Raw genomic sequence first — 21796 nt, forward strand, 5'->3', positions numbered from 1 at the left:
CCGGCGGCCGGTCGGCGACCGGTCGATGGCCGGTCGCCGCTCAGTCGCCGGTCAGCTCCCAGCGGGGGCCCGCGGGGGTGTCCTCGATGGCCAGGCCGGCGCGCTTCAGCTCGTCACGGAGGGCGTCGGCGGCGGCGTAGTCCTTGCGTGCCCGCGCCGCCTGCCGCTGCTCCAGCACCAGGCCCACCAACGCGTCCACCACGGACCTCAGGTCGGCCTCCTCGCCGGAGGAGCCACTGCTCCAGGCCGGGTCGAGAGGGTCCATCCCCAGGACGCCGAGCATCGCGCGCACCTCGGCCACGGCCCGGGTGACGGCGGCTCTGTCGCCGTCACGGAGCGCGGCGTTGCCCTGCCGCACCGTGGTGTGGACGACGGCCAGCGCCTGCGGCACGGAGAAGTCGTCGTCCATGGCCTCGGCGAAGGCGTCGGGCACGCGCTCGGCGGGAGCCGCCTCACCGGGGCCGCCCGCCAGTTCGACGCCGCGCTGGAGGAAGCCCTCGATACGGCCGAAGGCGGCCTCCGCCTCGCGCAGCGACTCCTCGCTGTACTCGATGGTGGAGCGGTAGTGCGGCCCGCCCAGGTAGTAGCGCAGCACGAGCGGGCGCCAGCGCTTGACCATCTCGCTGACCAGCACCGAGTTGCCCAGCGACTTGCTCATCTTCTCGCCGCTCATGGTGACCCAGGCGTTGTGGGCCCAGTAGCGGGCGAAGCCGTCCCCGAAGGCGCGGGACTGGGCGATCTCGTTCTCGTGGTGCGGGAAGACCAGGTCGACGCCGCCGCCGTGGATGTCGAAGGCGCGGCCCAGGTACTTGTGCGCCATCGCGGAGCACTCCAGGTGCCAGCCGGGGCGGCCGGGCCCGAAGGGCGTCTCCCAGTACGGCTCGCCGGGCTTGGCGGCCTTCCACATGGCGAAGTCGCGGGGGTCGCGCTTGCCGGTCTCGCCCTCGCCGGCGGGCTGGAGGAGGTTGTCGAGGTCCTGGTTGGACAGGCCGAGGTACTCCGGGAAGGAGCGCACGTCGAAGTAGACGTTGCCGTCGGCGGCGTAGGCGTGGCCGCGGTCGATCAGGACGCGCATCATCGCGACCATCTCGGGGATGTGGCCGGTGGCGCGCGGCTCGTTGGTGGGCGGCAGGCAGCCGAGGGCCTCGTACGCGGCGTTGAAGGCGCGCTCGTTCTCGTAGCCGATCGCCCACCAGGGGCGGCCCTGCTCGGCGGACTTCGCGATGATCTTGTCGTCGATGTCGGTGACGTTGCGGATGAACGTCACCTCGTAGCCGCGGTGGACGAACCAGCGGCGCATGATGTCGAAATTCAGACCCGAGCGGATGTGCCCGATGTGCGGGGCGGCCTGCACGGTGGCGCCGCACAGGTAGATCGAGACACAGCCGGGCTCGAGCGGGCTGAAGTCGCGGATCTGCCGGGTGCTGGTGTCGTACAGGCGAAGAGTCACGGGGTCAAGGGTAGTAGCCCCGGACGGGCGCGGGGGTCCCGCCGTGGCCCCCACCCCGCGCCGCGCGCCCGCTCAGGGCCGCGGCGTCCGCCCGCTCGAAGCGGCGGCACCTGGCCGCTCAGGGCGGCGGCGCCTGCCCGCTCGGAGCGGCGATCGGAGGCGGCCGACGGTCTTGCCGACGGTACGCCCTTGTGGACGGTACGCCCTTGTGGACGGTGCGTGCTTGCCGACGGTGCGCCCTTGCGGACGGTGCGCGGGACGACGACGCGCTCGGCCGGGAGCGCTTCTCCCTGGCGGGGCACTCGATGGGACGTGCCGTCCTCCAGCACCTCCTGCCGGTGGCGCCGCACGGGTGCGCCGGGTGGTGGGTGTACGGCTCGTCGGCCGCCGCTGGTCACTCCGCCGGGTCCTCGCCCTCTCCGGGCCGTGTCCCTCTCCGGGCCGTATCCCACTCCGGGCCGTGTCCCACTCGCGGCGTCCCGCCGGTGTCGCGGGTGCGCACCGCGCCCCGCCACCGGGCCCAGCAGCGGTACGCCCGCAAGGGCCTCCCGGACGGCGGCGGGCGGCCCGTACCGAGCAGGGCGCCGGTCGCGGCGCTGCCACCCGGCACGACCAGGCCGGCGAAGGAGGACGGCGCACCCATGCCGTCCCCGAGCCGCGGCTCGGGGACGCCCCGCCGAGGAGGACGCCGAGGAGGACGCGGAGGAGGACGCCGCGGAGAAGCGTGCCTACCGACGGGGCAGAACCAGCGCGGTGGCCAGCGCGGCCAGGCCCTCGCCCCGGCCGGTGAGGCCGAGCCCGTCGGTGGTGGTGCCCGCGAGGGAGACGGGGGCGCCGACCGCGGCGGAGAGGACCTTCATGGCCTCGGCCCGGCGCTTGCCGACCTTGGGCCGGACGCCGATGACCTGGATGGCGACGTTGCCGATACCGAAGCCGGCCTCGCGCACGATGCGGGCGGCCTCGGTGAGCAGGGTGACGCCCGAGGCGCCGGACCACTCCGGCCGGCCGGTCCCGAAGTGGGCGCCGAGGTCACCCAGTCCGGCGGCGGAGAACAGGGCGTCACAGGCCGCGTGGGCCGCGACGTCCCCGTCGGAGTGCCCGGCGAGCCCGTACCGCTCGCCCTCCCACAGCAGTCCGCCGCACCACAGCTCGCGGCCCTCCTCGAACGCGTGCACGTCCGTGCCGATGCCGACGAGCGGCACGACCGGGGCGCCGGCCGGGGCGCTGGCCGGGGGGCCTGCCGGTGTGTCGGCCGGGGGATCGGCCAGGGGGCCTGAGGGCTGGTCAGAACGCATCGTGCGCCCTCCTCCTGGCCAGCACGGCCTCCGCGAGGACGAGGTCGAGCGGGCGGGTCACCTTGAACGCCTCCTCGTGGCCGCGGACGACGACCACCTCGACACCGAGCCGCTCGACCATGCCCGCGTCGTCGGTGGCCCCCTCACCCTCCGCGCTGATCCGCGCGTGCGCCTCGGCCAGCACCTTGCGGTCGAAGCCCTGCGGGGTCTGCACAGCGCGCAGCCGGGCCCGGTCGGGGGTGCCGGTGACCGGTTCCGGCTCGCCGTCACCGCGAGGCGTCACCTGCTTGACGGTGTCGGTGACCGGCAGCGCCGGGACGACGGCGGGCGCACCCTCGCGCACGGCGCGGGCGACGGCGTCCACCGTCTCGTCGGGGACGAGGGGGCGTGCGGCGTCGTGCACGAGCACCGTCTCGACGGTGTCGGGCAGCGCGGCCAGACCGAGGCGTACGGAGTCCTGGCGGGTGTCGCCACCAGGCACGACGACGACCTCGGGCAGCCCGTGCCCGTCCAGCAGCGCGCGCACGGACGCGGCACCGTCGGGCGGCGCCACGACGACGACGAGTTCGACGGCGCGCGCCCGCGCGGTCGCCCGGACGGCGTGGACGAGCATCGGCGTACCGCCCAGCTCGCGCAGCGCCTTGGGCGCCCCCGGGCCGAGCCGTACACCCCTGCCCGCAGCCGGGATCACGACGGCGGTGCGGGGCCCGGCGTCATCCGTGGGGCGCGGGTCCCCGGAAGGAGCGAAGTCTGTGGAATCGATTGACATCGGTAGCGCGTTCAGGGTTTGTGTCCTCAGCGGGGGTGGGTATGGCCTGGGGGTACCCCCGACCGTAGGTGGGGGGAGCACCGGGCGCGCCCGCTCGATCGACCCCTTCCGTGCTCATCGGTCGAGCCAGCCGCCCGGACCGGAACGCCGGCACCGCCCCATCCGGCGGGCGGCGGCACGGCGAGACGGGCCCGGTGCCGGAAAGGTACCGCAGCCTTTCGGGCCTCACCTATACCCCCACATATGCCATACCCCCACATATGCCGCAGCGCCCGGCGACGACTCAGTCATCCGGGCACCGCGGCATCGTGGAACGGCTTCGTTCCGGTGGAACGGCTCACCCCGTCCGGAGCGGAATCGCCCGGGACGGCGCATCACCATCTCCGCACTTCAGGGCTTCTCCGCGCTTCAGAACTTCAGGACCTCAGGGCTTCGGGCGGTCCGCCCCGCCCCGGGAACCCCTGGAAGCCGGGCCTCTGGGAAGCCCGGAGCTCCTGGAAGCGCGGAACTCCCGGGAGGGGAGCCCTTGGAAGCCTCGGAGTCTCAGGAAGCGAGCACCTCGTCGAGCAGCGCTTCGGCCTTGTCCTCGTTGGTGTTCTCGGCCAACGCCAGTTCGCTCACCAGGATCTGGCGGGCCTTGGCCAGCATCCGCTTCTCACCCGCGGACAGGCCGCGCTCGCGCTCCCGGCGCCACAGGTCGCGCACCACCTCGGCGACCTTGATCACGTCGCCGGACGCGAGCTTCTCGAGATTCGCCTTGTAGCGGCGGGACCAGTTCGTGGGCTCCTCGGCATACGGCGCGCGGAGCACCTCGAAGACCCGGTCCAGCCCGTCCGAACCGACGACGTCGCGCACGCCCACGAACTCCGCATTGTCCGCCGGTACGCGCACCGTCAAATCGCCCTGCGCAACCTTCAGAACCAAGTAGGTCTTGTCCACGCCTTTGATCTGGCGAGTTTCGATAGCCTCGATCAGCGCGGCCCCGTGATGGGGATAGACCACGGTGTCGCCAACCTTGAACGTCATGTGTCAGGTACCCCTTCCGTGGCTATCCAGGGTAACACGGGAACGACGTCTTCTGAATGGCGTTTTCGCAGGTCAGGGCGCATCTCGGGGCTTGACAAGCGGCCCTCTATCGTGCTTCGAGCGGCCAATGCACGCAGGTATTCGCAGGTGAGAGCGGTTCTGCGCACCTGCGGAAACGGGCGCGGAGAGCACCCGGAAGAGGCTCGCGACACGTCCGGAGTGCCCGTTTTGTCCGACTGTAGGGAGTCAGCCTCTTCACACCTTCTTCCGGCTTTCCCAAGAATTGATCAATGGCCGCGCGAGAACCGGTTGATCAATTCTTCATCAACCTCTCGCATTCTCTCGGAATCGCCCATACGGAGTCGTCGGCCGCCCCTCCACCGGCCCCCGCCGCCGGCCCCACCGCTATTCGGCCGACCGCTCCCGGGCAGCCCCGGCAGGTGCCGGACCGTCACCCCGCGCGCCCGCCCGCCGGTTGCCCGGCGGGAAGCAGCGGAACGTACCGGCGCGGAAGAGGGCGGAAGGGGAAGGCGCGCGGGCGGGCGGGCGCGGTCCGGGTCGGAGGGTCGGGTGCGGGCCGCCGACCGGCTGTCGGTACCCTGAGCCCGCACGCGAAAGCCCATCCGTACGCGATCGGCACGCGCCCCGGAGCCATATCCGCTCGTGGCGTGCCGCCGCCATAGCCCGCCTAGGAGTTGCCGCCGCCGTGAGCAGCAGCCTTCGTCGCGGCACCCTCGCCGCCACCACCCTCGCGCTCGCCGCCGTCTCGCTGACCGCCTGTGGCGCCGGAAACGACGCGCAGACGCTGGAGATCAAGCCCGACAACGCGGCGACGCACGTCGGGGACATCAAGATCCAGAACGTCAACGTCGTCACCGACACCAAGGGCTCGGGCGAGGCGACCATCACCGCACGGATCTTCAACGAGGGCGCCAGGGACCAGATCCTCAAGGGCGTCTCCGCCAAGGGTGCCCGTGCCGAGCTGAGCCCGGCCAAGGGCGAGAAGAAGCTGGTCGTCCCGGCGGGCGGCTCCCTGAAGCTGGGCGGCACGGGCGAGGCCGCCGCGCTGCTGACCGACGCGAAGCGGGCCGGGGTCCGCGACGGCGACGCCTTCCCCCTCACCTTCGACCTCAGCCGCACCGGCGCCGTCAAGCTGAGGGCCACGGTCCTGCCGGCCGAGGGCGCCTACAAGACCGTCGGTCCCAGCTCCTCCCCGTCCCCGCGGACCTCCGAGTCGGGCTCCCCCGGCGCGTCCGAGAGCGGCAAGCCGGGTGAGAGCGGCAAGCCCGGCGAGACCGGCAAGCCGGGCGATGAGGAGAACCCGGGCTCCTCCCACGAGCCGGGTGAGCGCTCCGAGCAGGGCGGGTCCGGCGAGGACTCCCCCTCGACCACACCGGACGCCCAGCAGGGGCAGGAGCACGCCGGGCACTGAGCCCCGCACCATCAGGGGTACGGAGACGAAAGGGGTACGGGGCCGGCGCGAGCAGCCACGCTCGGTCGCCCGGGACCCCGGCAGGACGAAACGGCGAGAGGCCGCACCCCGCGCGGGGTGCGGCCTCTCGCCGCAGGGGCTGAAGGGTGCCCCCCGACGAGGCTTACGGCTCGAACTTGTAGCCGAGGCCGCGGACCGTGACCAGGTAGCGGGGCGCGCCCGGGTCCGGTTCGATCTTGGCTCTGAGCCGCTTGACGTGGACGTCGAGGGTCTTGGTGTCGCCCACGTAGTCGGCGCCCCAGACCCGGTCGATCAGCTGCATACGGGTCAGGACGCGGCCCGCGTTGCGCAGCAGCATCTCCAGCAGGTCGAACTCCTTGAGCGGGAGATCCACCTTGTCGCCGTCCACCGTCACCACGTGCCGGTCCACGTCCATCCGGACCGGCCCGGCCTCCAGCGCCGCGGGGGCCGCCTCCTCCGGCTCGCCGCGGCGGCGCAGCACGGCGCGCACCCGGGCGACCAGTTCCCGGGAGGAGAACGGTTTGGTGACGTAGTCGTCGGCGCCTATCTCCAGGCCGACGACCTTGTCGATCTCACTGTCCTTGGCCGTCACCATGATCACCGGCACGTTGGACCGGCCGCGCAGCTGGCGGCAGACCTCGGTGCCGGGCAGCCCCGGCAGCATCAGGTCGAGCAGCACCAGGTCGGCACCGTTGCGCTCGAACTCCTCGAGCCCCTCGGGCCCCGTGGCCGCGACAGCGACCTCGAAGCCTTCCTTGCGGAGCATGTACGACAGTGCGTCGCTGAACGATTCCTCGTCCTCGACGACGAGCACTCGGGTCACGGGAGGACCTCCGGGGCGGAAAGTTGTTCATCAGCCTGGTCGACATACGGCCGCTCCTCCTCGTCGAAGGCGGCCGGTTCCTGCAATGCGCCCGACAGGCGGTTCCGGCCCAGCCGGTCGGCCTTGTCGAGCGCGGCCTGCTCCCGTCCGCTGCCCGCCTCGGGCAGCCGCAGGGTGAAGGTGGAGCCCTGGCCCTCGGCGCTCCACACCGTGACCTCCCCGCCGTGCGAGGCGGCCACGTGCTTGACGATGGACAGGCCCAGTCCGGTGCCGCCGGTGGCGCGGGACCTGGCCGGATCGACGCGGTAGAACCGCTCGAAGATCCGCTCCTTGTCGCGGTCGGAGATGCCGATGCCCTGGTCGGTGACGGCGATCTCTATCAGGTCGCCGCCGGGGGCCTGGGTACGGCGGCCCGCGATCTTGACACGGGTGCGGGCGGGCGAGTAGTTGACGGCGTTCTCGACGAGGTTGCCGAGCGCGGCGGCGAGCTGGCCGCGGTTCCCCCACACGTGCAGCCCCTCGGTGCCCCCGGCGAGCAGGGTGATCTGCTTGCTGTCGGCGCTCTGCCTGCTGCGCTCTATGGCCTCGGTCACCAGTTCGTCGACGCGGACCGACTCGGAGTCCTCCAGCGGGTCGTCGTTCTGCACCCGGGAGAGGTCGATCAGCTCCTGCACGAGGTTGGTCAGCCGCGTGGCCTCGTTCTGCATGCGTCCCGCGAAGCGCTCCACCGCCTCGGGGTCGTCCGAGGCGTCCATGACGGCCTCCGAGAGCAGCGAGAGGGCGCCGACCGGGGTCTTCAGCTCATGGCTGACGTTGGCGACGAAGTCCCGCCGCACCGCCTCGATCCTGCGGGCCTCCGTCAGGTCCTCCACCAGCAGGAGCACCAGCCGGGAGCCGAGCGGTGCCACGCGTGCGGAGACCGCGAGGGCATCGCCCCTTCCGGTACCGCGCCGGGGCAGGTCCAGCTCGACCTGCCGTATCTCTCCGTCCCGCCGGGTATCCCTGGCCATCTGGAGCATGGGCTCCACGGCGAGCCGGCCGCCGCGCACCAGCCCCAGCGCGTACGCGGCGGAGCTGGCCTTGACGACGGCGTCGCTCTCGTCCAGCACGACGGCGGACGAACGGAGGACCGACAGGACGGTGTCGACACCCGGGGGGAGCCCCGGACCGGTGTGCAGCGTGGAGGAGGCGCGGGTGGGCTTGGCCTGCTCCCGCTCGCTCCAGCGGAACGCCAGCATCGCGATCACGCCGGTGCACACACCGGCGATCGCTGCTGCCGCGGCGACCGCCGCATTCACGTCCATACAGCCAGGTTATGCGCCCCTTCCGACACTCCCCCAGTCCTGGAGGGGTCACCCGGAAGAGCTGTCGCCCAGTGTTTACCCTCACGGCGTCCGTCGTTCACCGTTGAGGGCGGAACCGGTCGCATTTCGGGCGCACCGTGGGAGCGTAGGGGCCCGCGGGACCCCCACAAGAACATCCGTGCACAAGAACATCCGTGCGAGGGAAGGACAGCCATGCGGGACGCGTACCACGAGGAGCTGGACTCGATCGGGGACAGCCTGGTCGAGATGGCCCGGCTCGTCGGCTCCGCGATCGGGCGCGCCACCACGGCGATGCTGGACGCGGACCTCAAGCTCGCCGAGAGCGTCATCGCCGCCGACGAGAAGGTGGACGACCTCCAGCGCGACCTGGAGACCCGGGCGATACAGCTGCTGGCCCGCCAGCAGCCGGTCGCCACCGACCTGCGCATCGTCGTGACCTCGCTGCGGATGAGCGCCGACCTGGAGCGCTCCGGCGACCTGGCGCAGCACGTCGCGAAGGTCGCCCGGCTGCGCTTCCCCGAGTCCGCCGTGCCCCAGGACCTCCAGGCGACGCTGCTGGAGATGGGGCAGCTCGCCCAGCGGCTGATGGCCAAGGCCGCCGAGGTCCTCATCACCAAGGACGTGGACCTGGCGATGCAGCTGGAACAGGACGACGACGCCATGGACCTGCTGCACCGCGCCCTCTTCCAGCACCTGATGGACGACCGCTGGAAGCACGGCATCGAGACCGCCGTGGACGTCACACTGCTGGGCCGCTACTACGAGCGGTTCGCCGACCACGCCGTGTCGGTGGCCCGCCGCGTCGTCTACCTGGTGACGGGCGACTACGCCGACGAGATCGACCCGGCCCTGACCGCCGCCACCAACGGCTCGGCCGGCGGCAACGGGAACGGTGCCGGGAACGGCGGCGGACAGGGGACGGCGCAGGGGAAGGGGGGAGGCCCCGGCGCGGCCGCGACGCGGACCGCGGCCGCCGCGGGCGAGGGTGCGGCGCCGGGCGAGGACCGCTGAGGGCACGTGCAACCACGCGCCCTTGATGCGCCCGGGGCCGGTCGGCGTGCAATGGGGCCGTGTCATGCCCGTCCATGACTGTCCCCGCCGAGGAGGGAACGATGGCTGAATCGCCCACACCGCTCCGGAGCCCGGCCGAGCAACCGCCGGCCACCCCACGGGACGCCCGGGAACTGCCCCTGCTGGGAGCGTGCGGCTGCGGTCCCGGCTGCGGCTGCGGCTGCCAGTCCGGCGGCGCCTGCTCGTGCGGGGGTTCCTGCGGCTGACCGCACCGCGCGGGCCGCCGCGGGCCGCGGACGCGCCCCACAGGCCACGGGCGGGGCCCTGACCGGTTCGGCAGGTCAGGGCCCCGCATCGTGCCGGGAGCCCGCACCCCCCTTGGGACCGGCACCGTCTTCGGAACCCGTGCCGCCTCTGGAGCCGGCACCGTGTCCGGACCTCGCCTCGTGGCCCAGCCTCGCGTCATGGCCCGGCCCCGCGTCGTGGCCGGCGTCCGCGCCGTCTTCGGACCCGACACCGCGTCCGGAACCCGCGCCACCGCTGGGACCGGCACCGTGTCCGGACCTCGCCTCGTGGCCCGCTTCCGCCTCATGGCCCAGCCCCGCGTCGTGGGCGGCGCTGGGTGTCGTGGTCGAGTCGGCGGGGGATGCCGGTGGCCACGGCAGGTGGGCGAGCAGGACGAAGGCGCCCTCCTGGGGCCCGTAGCTCAGGGTGCCGCCCTCGATCTCCAGCCGCTCGCGCAGCCCGGTGAGCCCGGCACCGGCCCCGGGGATGCCCGACCCGCCCGCCCCCGCGGGCAGCGGATTGCTGACCCGTACCGTCAGCCCCCGCTCCACCGCGCCCGCGACCCGCACCTCGACCGGCTGCCCCGGCGCGTGCTTGCGGGCGTTGGTCAGTCCTTCCTGCACCGCGCGGTAGGCGGTGCGCTGGAGCTGGGGCCGCAGCGGGAGGCCGCCCTCGCCGCCGGCCGGCCCGGACAACTCCTCGTCGAGGCGTACGGTCTGGCCCGCGGCGCGCGCCTCGTCCACCAGTTCGCCGATCCGGGAGAGGTCGGGCTGCGGGCGGGCCGCGCGCTCCGGGCCGGTGACCCCGCCCCGGGCCGCGCCGCCGCCCGCCTCCCGCGCCGCGTCCTCGGCCTCGTCCTCGCGCAGGACGTGCAGTACGTCACGCAGCTCCTCCAGCGCCTGGTGGGCGTTGTCCCGGATGACGGTGGCGCTCTCGGCGATCTCCGAGTCGTCGAGCGCCGCGCCCTCGCCCGCCGCCGTCCGCTGCGTCCGGTAGGCGAGCGCGCCCGCGTGCACGGACAGCAGCGAGACGCGGTGTGCCAGCACGTCGTGCATCTCCCGCGCGATGGCCCGCCGCTCGGCGCGGCGGACGTCCGCCAGCCGCCGCTCGTGGTCGGCCTGCGCGCGCACCGCGTCCTCGCGCAGCTTGAGCACCAGCTGCCGTCGGACCCGGGCCAGGCTGCCCCAGGCGAAGAAGAGCAGGTAGTAGACGACCACGAAGGCGGCGATCGTCCAGCGCTCGTCGTGCGGTACCCCGTACAGCAGCACGTACGGGAGCGTGGCCCCCAGGTGCAGCGCCAGCACCAGCAGGGCCGTCCGGGGTGCGACGCGCAGCGCCAGGTTGAAGATGATGACGGCCAGCGCACCGAAGACGGTGTCCGTCAGGGCCGCGGCCGGTACGGCGGCCAGGGCGACCCCCAGCGGCCAGCGTCTGCGCACCCACAGCGACAGGCACGCCAGCGCCCCCAGCGGCGGGTCCAGCGCCAGCAGCCACCCGGGCAGATAGGTCTTCGCCCCGACCTGGTCGTACAGCGCCAGCCAGCACAGCACCGCCCCGGCGAACAGGGCCACGTCGACCACCCAGTCGCGGGCGCTCCGCCGCACCCGGCCGCCCCGCGGCGGCCCGCTGGCGGTCAGCTCTCCCGGCAGCAGGCGCCGGGCGAGCACGGAGGCGGAATGGCTGGTCATCCTTCGAGCGTAGGCAGGTTGTCGGACATTGCCGTCCGGACACCCCCGTTCCCTCCCTCACCGGCGGACCGGTTCCGTCCTCCACCGGCGGACCGCGTGCCGTCCCTCGTCAGCGGCCCGCGTTCCGTCTCCCACCAGCGGGCCGCGTGCCGTCCTCCACCGGCGGACCGGCCGGACTGCCGGTGCGCTTCCCGGGCGGGGCGGGCGGTTGTGAGGGATGTCATGACCGGAACAATCAGCCATCCCTCGCACGATCCCCCGGTCGTACAAATATCAACCGCACAGTCGCTCTTCGCCGCATTCCGGTCTACGCTCGGGCAGGTCGGCCCGCAGGGGCGAAGGGGCAGGTCGACGGAGTGAGGAACAGGGCGGGACGGAACGGGGCGGGACCGGACGGGACGGTTCGGCCGGGGCCCTCGTCCCGCAGCACCACCGGCCGCAGGGGCGGCCAGTGCGGCCGGAGGTGTCCTGGGGAGGGCATGCAGCACATGAGTCGTCGCTCCACCGGCCTGGTCGGTGTCTGGGCCGAGATGCAGCGTCAGCAGCAGCGGCAGCGGGAGGCCGAGGCCAGGCGGCAGCGGGAACAGGCCCGCGAGATGCGGGCCTACCAGCGCCGGGCAGAGCAGAACCACCGGGAGTACCGCCACGCCGAGGCCAGGCGGCGCACCGAGGAGCTGGAAGCGCGCGTCGCCGCCCTGCGGGACCTGCTGGCGGCCGGCTGCCGGGCCCCGGCCTTCACCGCCGCCTCCCTCCTGCGCTCCGAGGAGATCGCCCCCTTCTCCCCCGGGCCGCTCGCGCAGCCGGTCCCCATGCCGCACCCGCAGCAGTACCAGGCGCAGGGCGGCTGGACCGCGCAGCGGCGCGCGCAGGCGCAGGCCGAGGCGCGCGCCCGGTTCGAACGCGACTGGCACGCCGCGCAGGCCGCCGAGGCGCAGCGCCTGCGGCAGCTGGCGGCGTACCAGCGGGAGTACCAGCAGTGGGCCGAGGCGCAACTGTCGGAGATACGGCAGCACAACGCCGGTGTCGCCCAGGTGACCGACGGCGTCCGGGACGGGGACCCGGACGCCGTCGTCGCGTACTTCTCGGCCGCGCTCTACTCCTCGACCGCGTGGCCCGAAGGATTCCCCCGCCAGGTCTCGGCGGCCTACGACGCACCGGCGCGCCAGCTGGTGCTGGACTGGGAGCTTCCGCCGCTCGACGTCGTCCCCGGGACCAAGTCCATCCGGTACATGCCCACGCAGGACCAGGACAAGGAGACCCCTCTCCCCGTCGGCCGGCGCCGCGCCCTCTACCGGGAGGTCCTCGCGGAGTGCGTGCTGCTGGTGCTGCACGAACTGTTCGCGGCCGACACTTTCGGCGCGCTCGACTCCGTGGCGCTCAACGGGTTCGTGGACGAGCACGACCCGGCGACCGGCCGCAGGACGCATTTGTGCCTGGCGACCGTCATGGCACCGCGGTCCGCCTTCACCGCGCTGCACCTGGCACAGGTCGATCCGGTCAGCTGTCTGACCGACGCGCTGCGCGGACAGCTCACGTCGCGGCCCGACCAGCTCACCCCCGTACGGCCGGGCCGCACCCCCCAGGACATCGGCGACCGCGTCGTCACGCACGGCGATGAGGACGACCCCGACCTGTTCGAGATGGACCCCCTCGCCTTCGAGTCCCTCGTCGCCGAGCTGTTCCGGGCCATGGGCATGCAGGCCGTGACGACGCAGCGCTCGAACGACGGCGGAGTGGACGTCGACGCGCTCGACCCGGCCCCGATCCGGGGCGGCAAGATCGTCGTGCAGGTGAAGCGGTACCGCGGCACCGTGCCGCCCACCGCCGTACGCGACCTGTACGGAACCGTCCAGGACACCGGCGCCAACAAGGGCGTCCTCGTGACGACCTCGCGGTTCGGCCCCGGCTCGCACACCTTCGCAGGCGGCAAGCCGCTGGAACTCATCCAGGGCAGCGAACTGGTCGACCTGCTCCACCGGCACGGACTCCGCGGGCGGCTGGGCGGCACCGCCACCGGGAGCACCACCCGACACACACCACCCGCCGCCCCCGCGACCCCGCCCGATGACTACAACGTGCTGGGCATGTCCTGGTCCGGCGGCGTCGCCCTGGACATCTGCGCGCTCGTCTGCCACGGCAACCGGGTACTGGACGACGACCACGTCGTCTTCTTCAACAACCCCCGGACACCGGACGACGCCGTGGCCGTACTGGCGGCCACCCCGCCCGACAAGGCGGCGCTCCGCGTCTCCTTCGACACCCTGCCCGAGCGCGCCGACCGGCTGGTACTCGTCGCCGCGATCGACCCGGAGAAGAACCCGGAAGCCGATCTGTCCGGATTCACCGACGCCCGCGTCCGGCTCCTCGACCCCGCACTGACCGAACTGAGCCGCCTGGACGTCTCCGACGGCCGCCACCGGGAGACCGCCCTCGTCCTCGGCTCCTTCCGCCGCCGGCCGCACGGCGACTGGGACTTCGTCGTCGGCGGACGCGGCTACCCGGGCGGCCTGGAGGAACTCCTCCAGGCCCACGGCATCGAGGTGGAATGACCCCGCCGCCCGGGCGCACTTGCCCCTTCTTCACCGGGTACACCAGTGACCAGCCCCCTGCCCGCGGGGCCTCGCGGGCAGGGGGCTTGCTCGTGTCTTGGGCTTACTTCTTCTTGCCCTGGGGCTTGCCGGGGGACTTGGCCACCAGCGTTTCCCCTGTTCAGAAGAGGTGCCCCTGAGCGCCTGGTAGTCATCGTTGGTCATCCTCGGTCGCCACTGACCGGCCTCGGACGGCCCAGAGACGGCCCGGCGAACGCGGCTACGGAGCCGTGTAGGCCGCATACTCAGCGCGACGGACGCCTTGGAGGGACTGGCCCCGGGATCACATCCTTGCCCAGGTGTTCCTTGATCAAGTACTTGAGCTCCGGGCCCTCGATGAGTTGGAGCCGACCATGCTGACGGGCGAAGTCGTGGCTGGCCCTACCGAACCACGAAGTAGTGATCAGGACGCCTTTGGCGGCGCGCTTGTGCTCCACGACGCCGGCCAGGGCCTGGACAGCCTCAACACCAACCAGTTTGCTGTAGCGCTTGGCCTGGATGATGCACTCACCGTTGAAGACCGGGTCCTTGCTGATGGCCACCGCGTCAACACCTTCGTCCTTCGAGGCCTGGGTGTTCCACGCTTCCATCCCGATTGCTTCGAAAAGTTGGCGGATCAGATGTTCGAACTCGGTGGGGGTCAGCTTGACCAGTACGGGCCTGCTATCCAGATCAGCCACCACGTCCATGCTGTCCATCAGGCGGTACTTGGTGAGATCGAACTCGATGATGGGCCGAATGGGCTCGAGGTCGTAGGGATTGGGAGATACGAGCGCGTTGAGCCCCTTGAGACAAGCAGCCGGATCGACTTGGCTGAGGCGCAGCTTGCTGAACTGTTCCCTGCTGGCACTCAGGGTGACGAGACAGGGCGAGACTTCCTGACCGGTAGCTCGGTCGATGGTCTTGACACGACCGTTCAGGATGACGCCGTTGACCACTCGGTCCGGATCACCGGCCAGAATCTCGTGGACAGTCCGTAGAGCGACCTGCGCCAAGACAGACGAGTAGATCTCCTTGCGTTCCTTCTCCGGCCGGGGCACCACAGTTGTCTCGTCCCGGCTCTTCACATACCTGTAGCCGCGCGCGGCGGGCACGATCGTCTCCGGCGGCAGCTGAATCTCGACAAGGACGTCCCCCGTAGCAGGGCGGAAGGCGATGCGGTGCCCATGAGGGAAGCCCAGGGGGTACGAAGAGGCGTCGAGGACGGCCCCTAGGTGCGCTTCCACTGCTTCCGGATCGCCGGCGCGATACGCCTTGCGTTGCTCATCCAGATGCTTGTTGAAGGCCTCGACCTCCTCAGCGGATCGCTCCTCCGCCTGGCGGTGCTCGGCGCGCTTCTGCTCCAGCGTCGCCCGGCGCTTCTCCTCATCTCGCGCATGCCGCGCCTGCGCTTCGCTGAACCGCTCACGGGCCTCGGCAACCTCCGTCTCGTACCGCTTTCTGCCAAAGCCCAGGACGGCAGCGAGCCCTCCGGGCTCCGGGGGCGCGAAATCTTCCCACCGCGGTGAAGGCTCCGGTCGGGACCAAGGGCGTTCGTCCAACGCCGTCGGCGTATGAGTCCTCCGTCGGCGCTCGAAAGTCGTGGGCGGGTCACCGACCAGAGCATCACGCAGCAACTGACTCAGCTGCTCGACCTCGTGCTCGACCCCGATCGTCCGCACCCTCGCCTGCTCGGCTTGCTGCTCCTGGTACGCGGCCTTCCGCTCGCGCGCCTGCCGCTTGCTGGCAGCTTCTGCAGCCTTACGCGCCCGCTCCGCCTGGCGGGCCTGTTGCTCCTGAGCCCGCCGCAAAGCCTGCTGCTGCCGCTGGTACGCGTTCCCTTGGCCGCTACTGCGCTGCGCCACCCGCTGGCCCCCTCCCTGACTTCTCTTCCCAGAGCCATTCCCTCGCCACATCGCAAAATCACGCACCTGGAACGCCACCTTGTCCGCGCCGGGGCACCCCTGGCTCGGCGCGGACGCCGCCCCTGGGCAGCTAACCCCCACATGCGCACTGCCCCCGGTCGTACGGGCAAGAGGTGGCGTGCTCATCGACGGAGTGAGCCATCAGATGGAGAAGCTGCGATCGTCTCAGTGTGATGTGGGCCCTGGCCTGGGTAGACGACTGAGATCTGGGCTCGTCGGGCTCGGCCGCATTTCACTGCGGTTCCGCTGTGCCCGCTCATCTGGCGCGCTCGTGGTGCGCGGAAGTCTGCGACCCGGCCAGGGGGCGACGGCCACTCGTACGGCCTGGTCCACGCGTCGGCGGCCGGTTGGCGCTGAACTGTGCCTTCTGGGAGGTAACAAAAACTGCGTGTCCTGAACAGACACTCGCAGAAGACAGGCGAGAGTATGCTCTTTTCTACCACAGCGTTCCCGGCTCGCTACCCCGAGGCGTACACATGACATCTCCCTCTAACGCCCACATTCTGAAGGAACTTGTATTTCCGGCCCGGTACGAATTTCTTATCGAACATGTGGGCTCTGAGGTTGCCCGATTGGTTGTCGCTCCCCCTTCAGCGACTCTTTATTCAATTGAACTAGCGGCGCAAAGTATTCGCGCACGCGGCGAAGGCTTGTTCGTTCCGATGTATGCGCTCTCCGGAACGGGAAAAACGACCCTGTCCAGCAATCTGCGAACTTTCCTTCCCTCTCAGTTCTCGGCCACTGTCCAACATAACGGTGCTGTCAGTTTTGATGAACTCAAGGCTGCGATCGCAGAGGCTGCTCGTTCGAGAGCTGCCAACGACGAGCGCATCATCCCACTGCTCGTTGACCACCGCGAAAGTGCACCAGCTGACACAACCGAACTTGCAGCGATTAAGCGCTTTCTGCGCGACCCACTTGGCCGCAAGGTGCTACTTTGCTGGCCGGAAACATCAGAGGACATGGCAAAATCCATGTCGGCTGATTATGAGCGGGTCGCAGGACGCCCACCTCTTCCTCTTCCACTTCACGTGGAAGGTCCGCATCGAGACGCATGGGTGCCGATTGCCACGAATACTCTGCAACTGTCGAACAACGTTGAATCGCTGGAGCTGTTGGGAGTTGACCCCCGAGACTACTCACCGGAAGAGTTTGACACGCTCGGCGACTATCTCCGAGCTATTTCTGATGACTTCACAAAGAATCGCCTAGACATCCTTCAACGTACACGGCTCCCCATTCGAATGGTTGTAGTGGTTGTGTCTGCCAGCACGGATCCAGGCGTACTCATGCATTTGACCAACAGTAGCCGATTTGGCTTCATCGATGGTAATGCACTTCTGGCAGCCACGCCTGCCAGCGTCATAGGGAAATGGTGGGCAGATCGTCGCGGACTCCTCACGCAGATGATTGTTCAATTGGATGCGCGAGTTTTTGGACTCCCACCCGCTGTCACTATTCCCATTCTCCGCCGTTTTGGCCCGGAAGATGTAAAGGAGCCGCTGGAGAGTCTTGATGTCTCAGTCAAGGGCACGGCATCGATCGCTCGCAACATAAAGCGAAGTGACTTCGGGAAATATCTGCTGGGCACGGCCACGTCCACTTACGAGACCAGAGGAACGCCATCTAACGTATCGTCGCCAGCCTTCGACCTACTGGCGGAACGAGGCTTCACTCACGGCGCGGACAAGGAACTTAACAAGGCTGTCCTTGAAGCCATCAGAGTATTCATCGAAGTTAATGGAATGGAGGCCAGCGAGTTCAAAGCTGAAGAGAAAATGAGCTTCACCCCACTAATCCCCGACACTTCCTTCGTACTGAATAGTGAAGCGGTATGCGTCGAATACACCTGGAGATCTGGAGACTATCTGACGAATAAAAATCGTGCGGCGATTGCCGCCTACATCTTGAGTAAGCTCCAGAATTACGCCCGAGAGTTGGGATACGTTGAGTAAGCCTGGCCCAAGGTCGACGGAGCTTTTGGAGTGGCGCTGCTCTGTCGCGAGTGATCACGGCCCCGTAAGCTTCCGGCGCGTCAGGCGACGTTGGGGCCGTGATCTTCGAGGCTCGCGCCAAAGTTGGCTCCATAAGACTGTGGAGCCTTACCACCCCAGCCACGACGTACCCCTTCTCTGTCACCAAGCGGCTGATTGCTGTGCGCCTGGTCCGAGCGCCGACCCGGCTGGAATGGAGGCGGAGACGGGAGTGCAGGCCCAGCCAGGGGCCAGGCCGCGCGCCGAGCGGGCCGACGACCCGTTGCTGATGGCGGCCGGCGCGTTTCGGCTCTCCATCGTCTTCCTTGGGGCCCGGCACCACGAGCAGGCGGCCCGCGCGTCGGGCAGTGCCGCCGAGACGCTGCGTCCCCTCGCCGGGACCGGACGTCCCGAAGCGATCGCCGTGCGTGGCGCGCTCACTCTGCAGCGCGCCGTCGCGGCCGCCCGGACGGACCGGGCCGACGACGCGTACGAGTATCTGCGGCATGCGCGTGACATGGCCGCGCAGGTCGGCAAAGGCCGCAACGACTACAACACCGAGTTCGGCCCGACCAACGTCGCGCTGCACGGAGTCACCGTGGCCGTCGATCTCGGTGACGCCGGGGTCGGCCTCCGGGCAGCCGAGAACGTGGATGCGTCCACCCTCTCCACCGAGCGGCAGACCCGGTTCCGGATCGACGTCGCTCGGGCGCACACCCAGCGGCGGCAGGTACCGGCTGCCGTGGAGGCGCTGTTGACGGCACGCCGACTGGCCCCGGACATGGTCCTCGCCGTGCCGGTTGTCCGACAGCTTGTCGCCGATCTGATGGCCATGAGCAGGCCGCCGTCCGACGATCTGCGCGGACTGGCAAAGGAACTGGGCATCCAGAGTTGCTGAACCAGCGCTTGAATGGCTGAGCAGTGGTCGGAGTGCGCGCTGCCGCAATCGGCGTCGGCGGGCCCGGCCGGGCAGTCGCAAGATCTCTTCCCCGGGGCTGGGCTCCGGAGTCGCGGCCCGGCACCGGCCCCGCGCAGCGGCACGCCCCCGACCTGCGGAACACCCGCGGGTCGGGGGGCGTGAGCGTACGGGCTTACTTCTTCTTGCCCTGGTTCTTCACGGCCTCGATGGCGGCCTTGGCGGCCTCCGGGTCGAGGTAGGTGCCGCCCTTGGTGATCGGGTGGAAGTCGGCGTCCAGGTCGTAGGCCAGGGGGATGCCGGTGGGGATGTTGAGGCCCGAGATGTCCTCGTCGGAGATGCCGTCCAGGTGCTTGACCAGGGCGCGCAGCGAGTTGCCGTGGGCGGCGACCAGTACGGTCTTGCCGGCCATCAGGTCCGGGATGATGCCGTCGAACCAGTACGGCAGCATCCGCTGGACGACGTCCTTGAGGCACTCGGTGCGGGGCCGCAGTTCGCTGGGGACGCCGGCGTAGCGCGGGTCGTCGCTCTGCGAGAACTCGGCGCCGTCCTCCAGGACGGGCGGCGGGGTGTCGTAGGAGCGGCGCCAGAGCATGAACTGCTCCTCGCCGAACTCCTCGCGGATCTGCGCCTTGTCCTTGCCCTGGAGGGCGCCGTAGTGGCGCTCGTTCAGCCGCCAGGAGCGGCGGACCGGGATCCAGAGCCGGTCGGCGGCCTCCAGCGCGAGCTGCGCGGTGCGGATGGCGCGCTTCTGCACGGAGGTGTGCAGCACATCGGGGAGCAGGCCGGCGTCCTTGAGCAGCTCGCCGCCGCGGACCGCCTCCTTCTCGCCCTTCTCCGTCAGGTTGACGTCCACCCACCCGGTGAACAGGTTCTTGGCGTTCCACTCGCTCTCGCCATGGCGGAGCAGGATCAGCTTGTACGGTGCGTCGGCCATACCCGAGAGCCTACGCGTCCGCCCGGCGGCCGGGCGCGAGGGTGGGCGGGCGCGGGAGTGGGGGCCGGTCTCACCGCCGGGCGGGGAAGTGTGGTGCGCCGCCACATGGGGAGCGGGGGCCGGGTTCCCTACCGTGCGGCGGCATGGTCTCCCCTTCTCCGGCTTCCTCCGCTTCCTCCTCCTCCGCTTCCTCCTCCATCTCTCCCGCTCCCCCGTCCCCGCCTCCCGTCCGCTCCCTGCGGCGGATCGTCGCGGCCAGTCTCGTGGGCACCACGATCGAGTGGTACGACTTCTTCCTGTACGGCTCGGCCGCCGCCCTCGTCTTCAACCAGCTGTTCTTCCCCGACTCCGACCCGCTGGTCGGCACGCTGCTGTCGTTCCTCACGTACGCGGTCGGTTTCGCGGCCCGCCCCCTGGGGGCGCTGGTCTTCGGCCACTACGGGGACCGGATCGGCCGCAAGAAGCTGCTGGTCGTCAGCCTGCTGATGATGGGCGGCGCCACCTTCGCCATCGGGCTGCTGCCCACGCACGCCACGGTCGGCTCCTTCGCCCCGGTCCTGCTGACGACGCTGCGGCTGGTGCAGGGGTTCGCGCTGGGCGGCGAGTGGGGCGGTGCCGTACTGCTGGTGTCCGAGCACGGGGACGCGCGGCGGCGCGGCTTCTGGGCCTCGTGGCCGCAGACCGGCGCTCCCGCCGGGCAGCTGCTGGCGACCGGTGTGCTGGCGGCGCTGACGGCGCTGCTGTCCGAGGGCGCGTTCGCGAGCTGGGGGTGGCGGGTGCCGTTCCTGCTGTCCGGCGTGCTGGTGCTGGTCGGGCTGTGGGTGCGGCTGGCGGTGGACGAGTCGCCGGTCTTCCAGCAGGCGCGGGCCCGCGCCGAGGCCAGGGAGTCCGAGGCGCGGGAGTCCGCGACTCGGGGATCCGCAGCCCGGGAGTCCGCGCCTCGGGAGTCCGGGGCGCGGGCCGCCGCCGAAGAGCTGCCGCTGCTGGCGGTGCTGCGGCACCACTGGCGGGACGTCCTGGTGGCGATGGGCGCCCGCATGGCCGAGAACATCAGCTTCTACGTGCTGACCGCGTTCCTCCTCGTCTACCTCACCGACCACCTCGGCCGGTCCCAGCAGACCGGGCTGAACGCGGTGCTGATCGCCTCCGCCGTCCACTTCGCCGTCATCCCGCTGTGGGGCGCCCTCTCCGACCGGGTGGGGCGCCGTCCCGTCTCCTTCCTGGGCGCGGTCGGCGTCGGCGTGTGGATCTTCCCGTTCTTCGCGCTCCTGGACTCCGGGAACTTCGCCCTCATCGCGCTCGCGGTGACCGTGGGGCTGGTGCTGCACGGGGCGATGTACGCCCCGCAGGCCGCGTTCTTCTCCGAGCTGTTCGCCACCCGGATGCGGTACTCGGGCGCCTCGATCGGGGCCCAGTTCTCGTCGGTGGCCGCCGGCGCCCCGGCCCCGATGATCGCCACCGCGCTGCTCGCCGAGTTCGACGGTCCGGCGATGGTGGCGCTGTACGTGATCGCCGCCGCGCTGCTCACCGTCGTGGCGCTGGCCTGCGCGTCCGAGACCCGCCACCGGGACCTCGCCACGGTGGGCGAGGGGGCCGGGGGACGGGACGCCGCCGAGAACCAGGGTGCCGCCGGGGGCCAGGATGCCACCGGGGGTCAGGGCCTCACCGACGGCCGGGAAGTCGGCGAAGTCCCGGACGGCGACGCGTTCCAGGACAGCGGCGCAGTCCCGGACAGCAGCGTAGACCCGCACAGCGGCACAGTTCCGCACCGCGGCACAGTCCCGGACGGCGGCGCTCCGTCAGTCCCCCAGGGCACCCGCCAGTCGGTGGAGCCGTAGCGCGAGCTGGATCTCCAGCGCGCGGTGCGGTGACTGCCAGTCGTCGCCCAGCAGCCGGGCCACCCGGTCCAGCCGCTGGGCGACGGTGTTGACGTGGACGTGCAGCACGTCCTTGGCGCGGGCGGGGCTCATGCCGCGCGCGAAGTAGGCGTCCATCGTCGCCACCAGCGCGGTGCCGCGCCGCGCGTCGTAGTCGAGTACGGGGCCGAGGGTGCGGCGGACGAAGCCCGGCACGTCCCGCGCGTCGGTCAGCAGCAGGCCGAGGAAGCCCAGGTCGGCGGCGGCCGCGCCCTCGCCGTGCCGGCCCAGCAGGACCAGCGCGTCCAGGCAGCGGCGGGCACTCGGGGGTAGGCGGCGGCGACGGCGCCGGGGCGGGCGGCGGGCGACGGCACGGGCGCCGAGGCGCCGACGGTGACGGGCCCGCCGGCGGCCCGGCCCAGCTCGGCGGCGACCTGGCGGGCCGTACGGGAGACGGACCCGGCGCCGCCGCCGGTGAGCGGCAGCAGCAGGACGGG

General features: G+C 71.0%; 14 protein-coding genes and 2 pseudogenes. 6 read left to right on the forward strand and 10 right to left on the reverse strand.

Features of this window, described 5'->3' with window-relative positions; translation table 11 throughout:
* Positions 1–40: 40 nt before the first annotated feature.
* From cysS to FM076_RS15015, 4 genes are all read right to left on the reverse strand, one after another.
* Positions 41–1450 (reverse strand): cysteine--tRNA ligase, encoded by a 1410-nt coding sequence (gene cysS / locus FM076_RS15000; protein ID WP_173871095.1) that lies wholly within the window; start codon positions 1448–1450, stop codon positions 41–43.
* Between the two features lie 728 nt (positions 1451–2178).
* A complete protein-coding gene (gene ispF / locus FM076_RS15005; RefSeq protein WP_180217775.1) occupies positions 2179–2745 on the reverse strand; it encodes a 2-C-methyl-D-erythritol 2,4-cyclodiphosphate synthase in 567 nt (188 codons plus the stop codon).
* Entirely contained in the window at positions 2735–3514 is a 780-nt protein-coding gene (gene ispD, locus FM076_RS15010) for a 2-C-methyl-D-erythritol 4-phosphate cytidylyltransferase (RefSeq protein WP_180217776.1), read from the reverse strand. The genes ispF and ispD overlap by 11 nt, the downstream gene beginning before the upstream one ends.
* Before the next feature lie 543 nt (positions 3515–4057).
* On the reverse strand, positions 4058–4540 hold the full coding sequence (locus FM076_RS15015; RefSeq protein WP_016472332.1) for a CarD family transcriptional regulator: 483 nt from the start codon (positions 4538–4540) through the stop codon (positions 4058–4060).
* Positions 4541–5246: 706 nt separating this feature from the next.
* Between FM076_RS15015 and FM076_RS15020 the strand changes: the two genes are divergently transcribed.
* On the forward strand, positions 5247–5972 hold the full coding sequence (locus FM076_RS15020; protein WP_173871097.1) for a DUF461 domain-containing protein: 726 nt from the start codon (positions 5247–5249) through the stop codon (positions 5970–5972).
* Positions 5973–6135: 163 nt separating this feature from the next.
* Here the strand turns inward: FM076_RS15020 and FM076_RS15025 are convergent, their stop codons facing one another.
* Both FM076_RS15025 and FM076_RS15030 read right to left on the reverse strand, forming a co-directional pair.
* Positions 6136–6816, reverse strand: a complete 681-nt coding sequence (locus tag FM076_RS15025) for a response regulator (protein ID WP_173871099.1) — start codon at positions 6814–6816, stop codon at positions 6136–6138.
* On the reverse strand, positions 6813–8120 hold the full coding sequence (locus tag FM076_RS15030; RefSeq protein WP_173871101.1) for a sensor histidine kinase: 1308 nt from the start codon (positions 8118–8120) through the stop codon (positions 6813–6815). Before FM076_RS15030 ends, FM076_RS15025 begins: the two co-directional genes overlap by 4 nt.
* A 213-nt stretch (positions 8121–8333) precedes the next feature.
* Between FM076_RS15030 and phoU the strand changes: the two are divergent.
* A pseudogene (gene phoU, locus FM076_RS15035) lies at positions 8334–8981 on the forward strand (phosphate signaling complex protein PhoU); the annotation flags it as partial.
* A 512-nt stretch (positions 8982–9493) separates the two neighbouring features.
* Here the strand turns inward: phoU and FM076_RS15040 are convergent.
* Positions 9494–11125, reverse strand: coding sequence for a sensor histidine kinase (locus FM076_RS15040; protein ID WP_243274510.1), 1632 nt, complete (start codon positions 11123–11125; stop codon positions 9494–9496).
* A 488-nt stretch (positions 11126–11613) separates the two neighbouring features.
* On the opposite strand from FM076_RS15040, the gene FM076_RS15045 reads away from it, so the two are divergent.
* Positions 11614–13674 (forward strand): restriction endonuclease, encoded by a 2061-nt coding sequence (locus FM076_RS15045; RefSeq protein ID WP_173871103.1) that lies wholly within the window; start codon positions 11614–11616, stop codon positions 13672–13674.
* A gap of 284 nt (positions 13675–13958) precedes the next feature.
* On the opposite strand, the gene FM076_RS15050 is transcribed toward FM076_RS15045, so the two are convergent.
* Positions 13959–15557, reverse strand: a complete 1599-nt coding sequence (locus FM076_RS15050; RefSeq protein ID WP_345945021.1) for a restriction endonuclease — start codon at positions 15555–15557, stop codon at positions 13959–13961.
* Positions 15558–16093: 536 nt separating this feature from the next.
* Between FM076_RS15050 and FM076_RS15055 the strand changes: the two genes are divergently transcribed.
* Both FM076_RS15055 and FM076_RS15060 read left to right on the forward strand, forming a co-directional pair.
* Complete coding sequence (locus tag FM076_RS15055; RefSeq protein WP_173871105.1) at positions 16094–17572, forward strand: hypothetical protein; 1479 nt, start codon at positions 16094–16096, stop codon at positions 17570–17572.
* 232 nt (positions 17573–17804) lie between these two features.
* Positions 17805–18488, forward strand: a complete 684-nt coding sequence (locus FM076_RS15060) for a hypothetical protein (protein WP_243274512.1) — start codon at positions 17805–17807, stop codon at positions 18486–18488.
* A 193-nt stretch (positions 18489–18681) separates the two neighbouring features.
* Here FM076_RS15060 and FM076_RS15065 read toward each other — a convergent pair whose 3' ends face one another.
* A complete protein-coding gene (locus FM076_RS15065) occupies positions 18682–19443 on the reverse strand; it encodes a phosphoglyceromutase (RefSeq protein WP_173871107.1) in 762 nt (253 codons plus the stop codon).
* A gap of 143 nt (positions 19444–19586) precedes the next feature.
* Between FM076_RS15065 and FM076_RS15070 the strand changes: the two genes are divergently transcribed.
* Positions 19587–21281, forward strand: coding sequence for an MFS transporter (locus FM076_RS15070; RefSeq protein WP_173871110.1), 1695 nt, complete (start codon positions 19587–19589; stop codon positions 21279–21281).
* On the opposite strand, the pseudogene FM076_RS33800 reads toward FM076_RS15070, so the two are convergent.
* Positions 21243–21796 (reverse strand): annotated as a pseudogene (locus FM076_RS33800) (PucR family transcriptional regulator); the annotation flags it as partial. The gene FM076_RS15070 and the pseudogene FM076_RS33800 sit on opposite strands and share 39 nt — an antisense overlap.

This window comes from Streptomyces albus subsp. chlorinus, from assembly GCF_013302895.1.
GTDB lineage: Bacteria > Actinomycetota > Actinomycetes > Streptomycetales > Streptomycetaceae > Streptomyces > Streptomyces chlorinus.

Excerpts from the sequence above, each read along its gene's own strand:
- ispF (WP_180217775.1), bottom strand. The coding sequence starts at position 2,745 with ATGCGTTCTGACCAGCCCTCAGGCCCCCTGGCCGATCCCCCGGCCGAC.
- ispD (WP_180217776.1), bottom strand. The coding sequence starts at position 3,514 with ATGTCAATCGATTCCACAGACTTCGCTCCTTCCGGGGACCCGCGCCCC.
- FM076_RS15015 (WP_016472332.1), bottom strand. The coding sequence starts at position 4,540 with ATGACGTTCAAGGTTGGCGACACCGTGGTCTATCCCCATCACGGGGCC.
- FM076_RS15030 (WP_173871101.1), bottom strand. The coding sequence starts at position 8,120 with ATGGACGTGAATGCGGCGGTCGCCGCGGCAGCAGCGATCGCCGGTGTG.
- FM076_RS15040 (WP_243274510.1), bottom strand. The coding sequence starts at position 11,125 with ATGACCAGCCATTCCGCCTCCGTGCTCGCCCGGCGCCTGCTGCCGGGA.
- FM076_RS15045 (WP_173871103.1), top strand. The coding sequence starts at position 11,614 with ATGAGTCGTCGCTCCACCGGCCTGGTCGGTGTCTGGGCCGAGATGCAG.
- FM076_RS15055 (WP_173871105.1), top strand. The coding sequence starts at position 16,094 with ATGACATCTCCCTCTAACGCCCACATTCTGAAGGAACTTGTATTTCCG.
- FM076_RS15060 (WP_243274512.1), top strand. The coding sequence starts at position 17,805 with ATGGAGGCGGAGACGGGAGTGCAGGCCCAGCCAGGGGCCAGGCCGCGC.
- FM076_RS15065 (WP_173871107.1), bottom strand. The coding sequence starts at position 19,443 with ATGGCCGACGCACCGTACAAGCTGATCCTGCTCCGCCATGGCGAGAGC.
- FM076_RS15070 (WP_173871110.1), top strand. The coding sequence starts at position 19,587 with ATGGTCTCCCCTTCTCCGGCTTCCTCCGCTTCCTCCTCCTCCGCTTCC.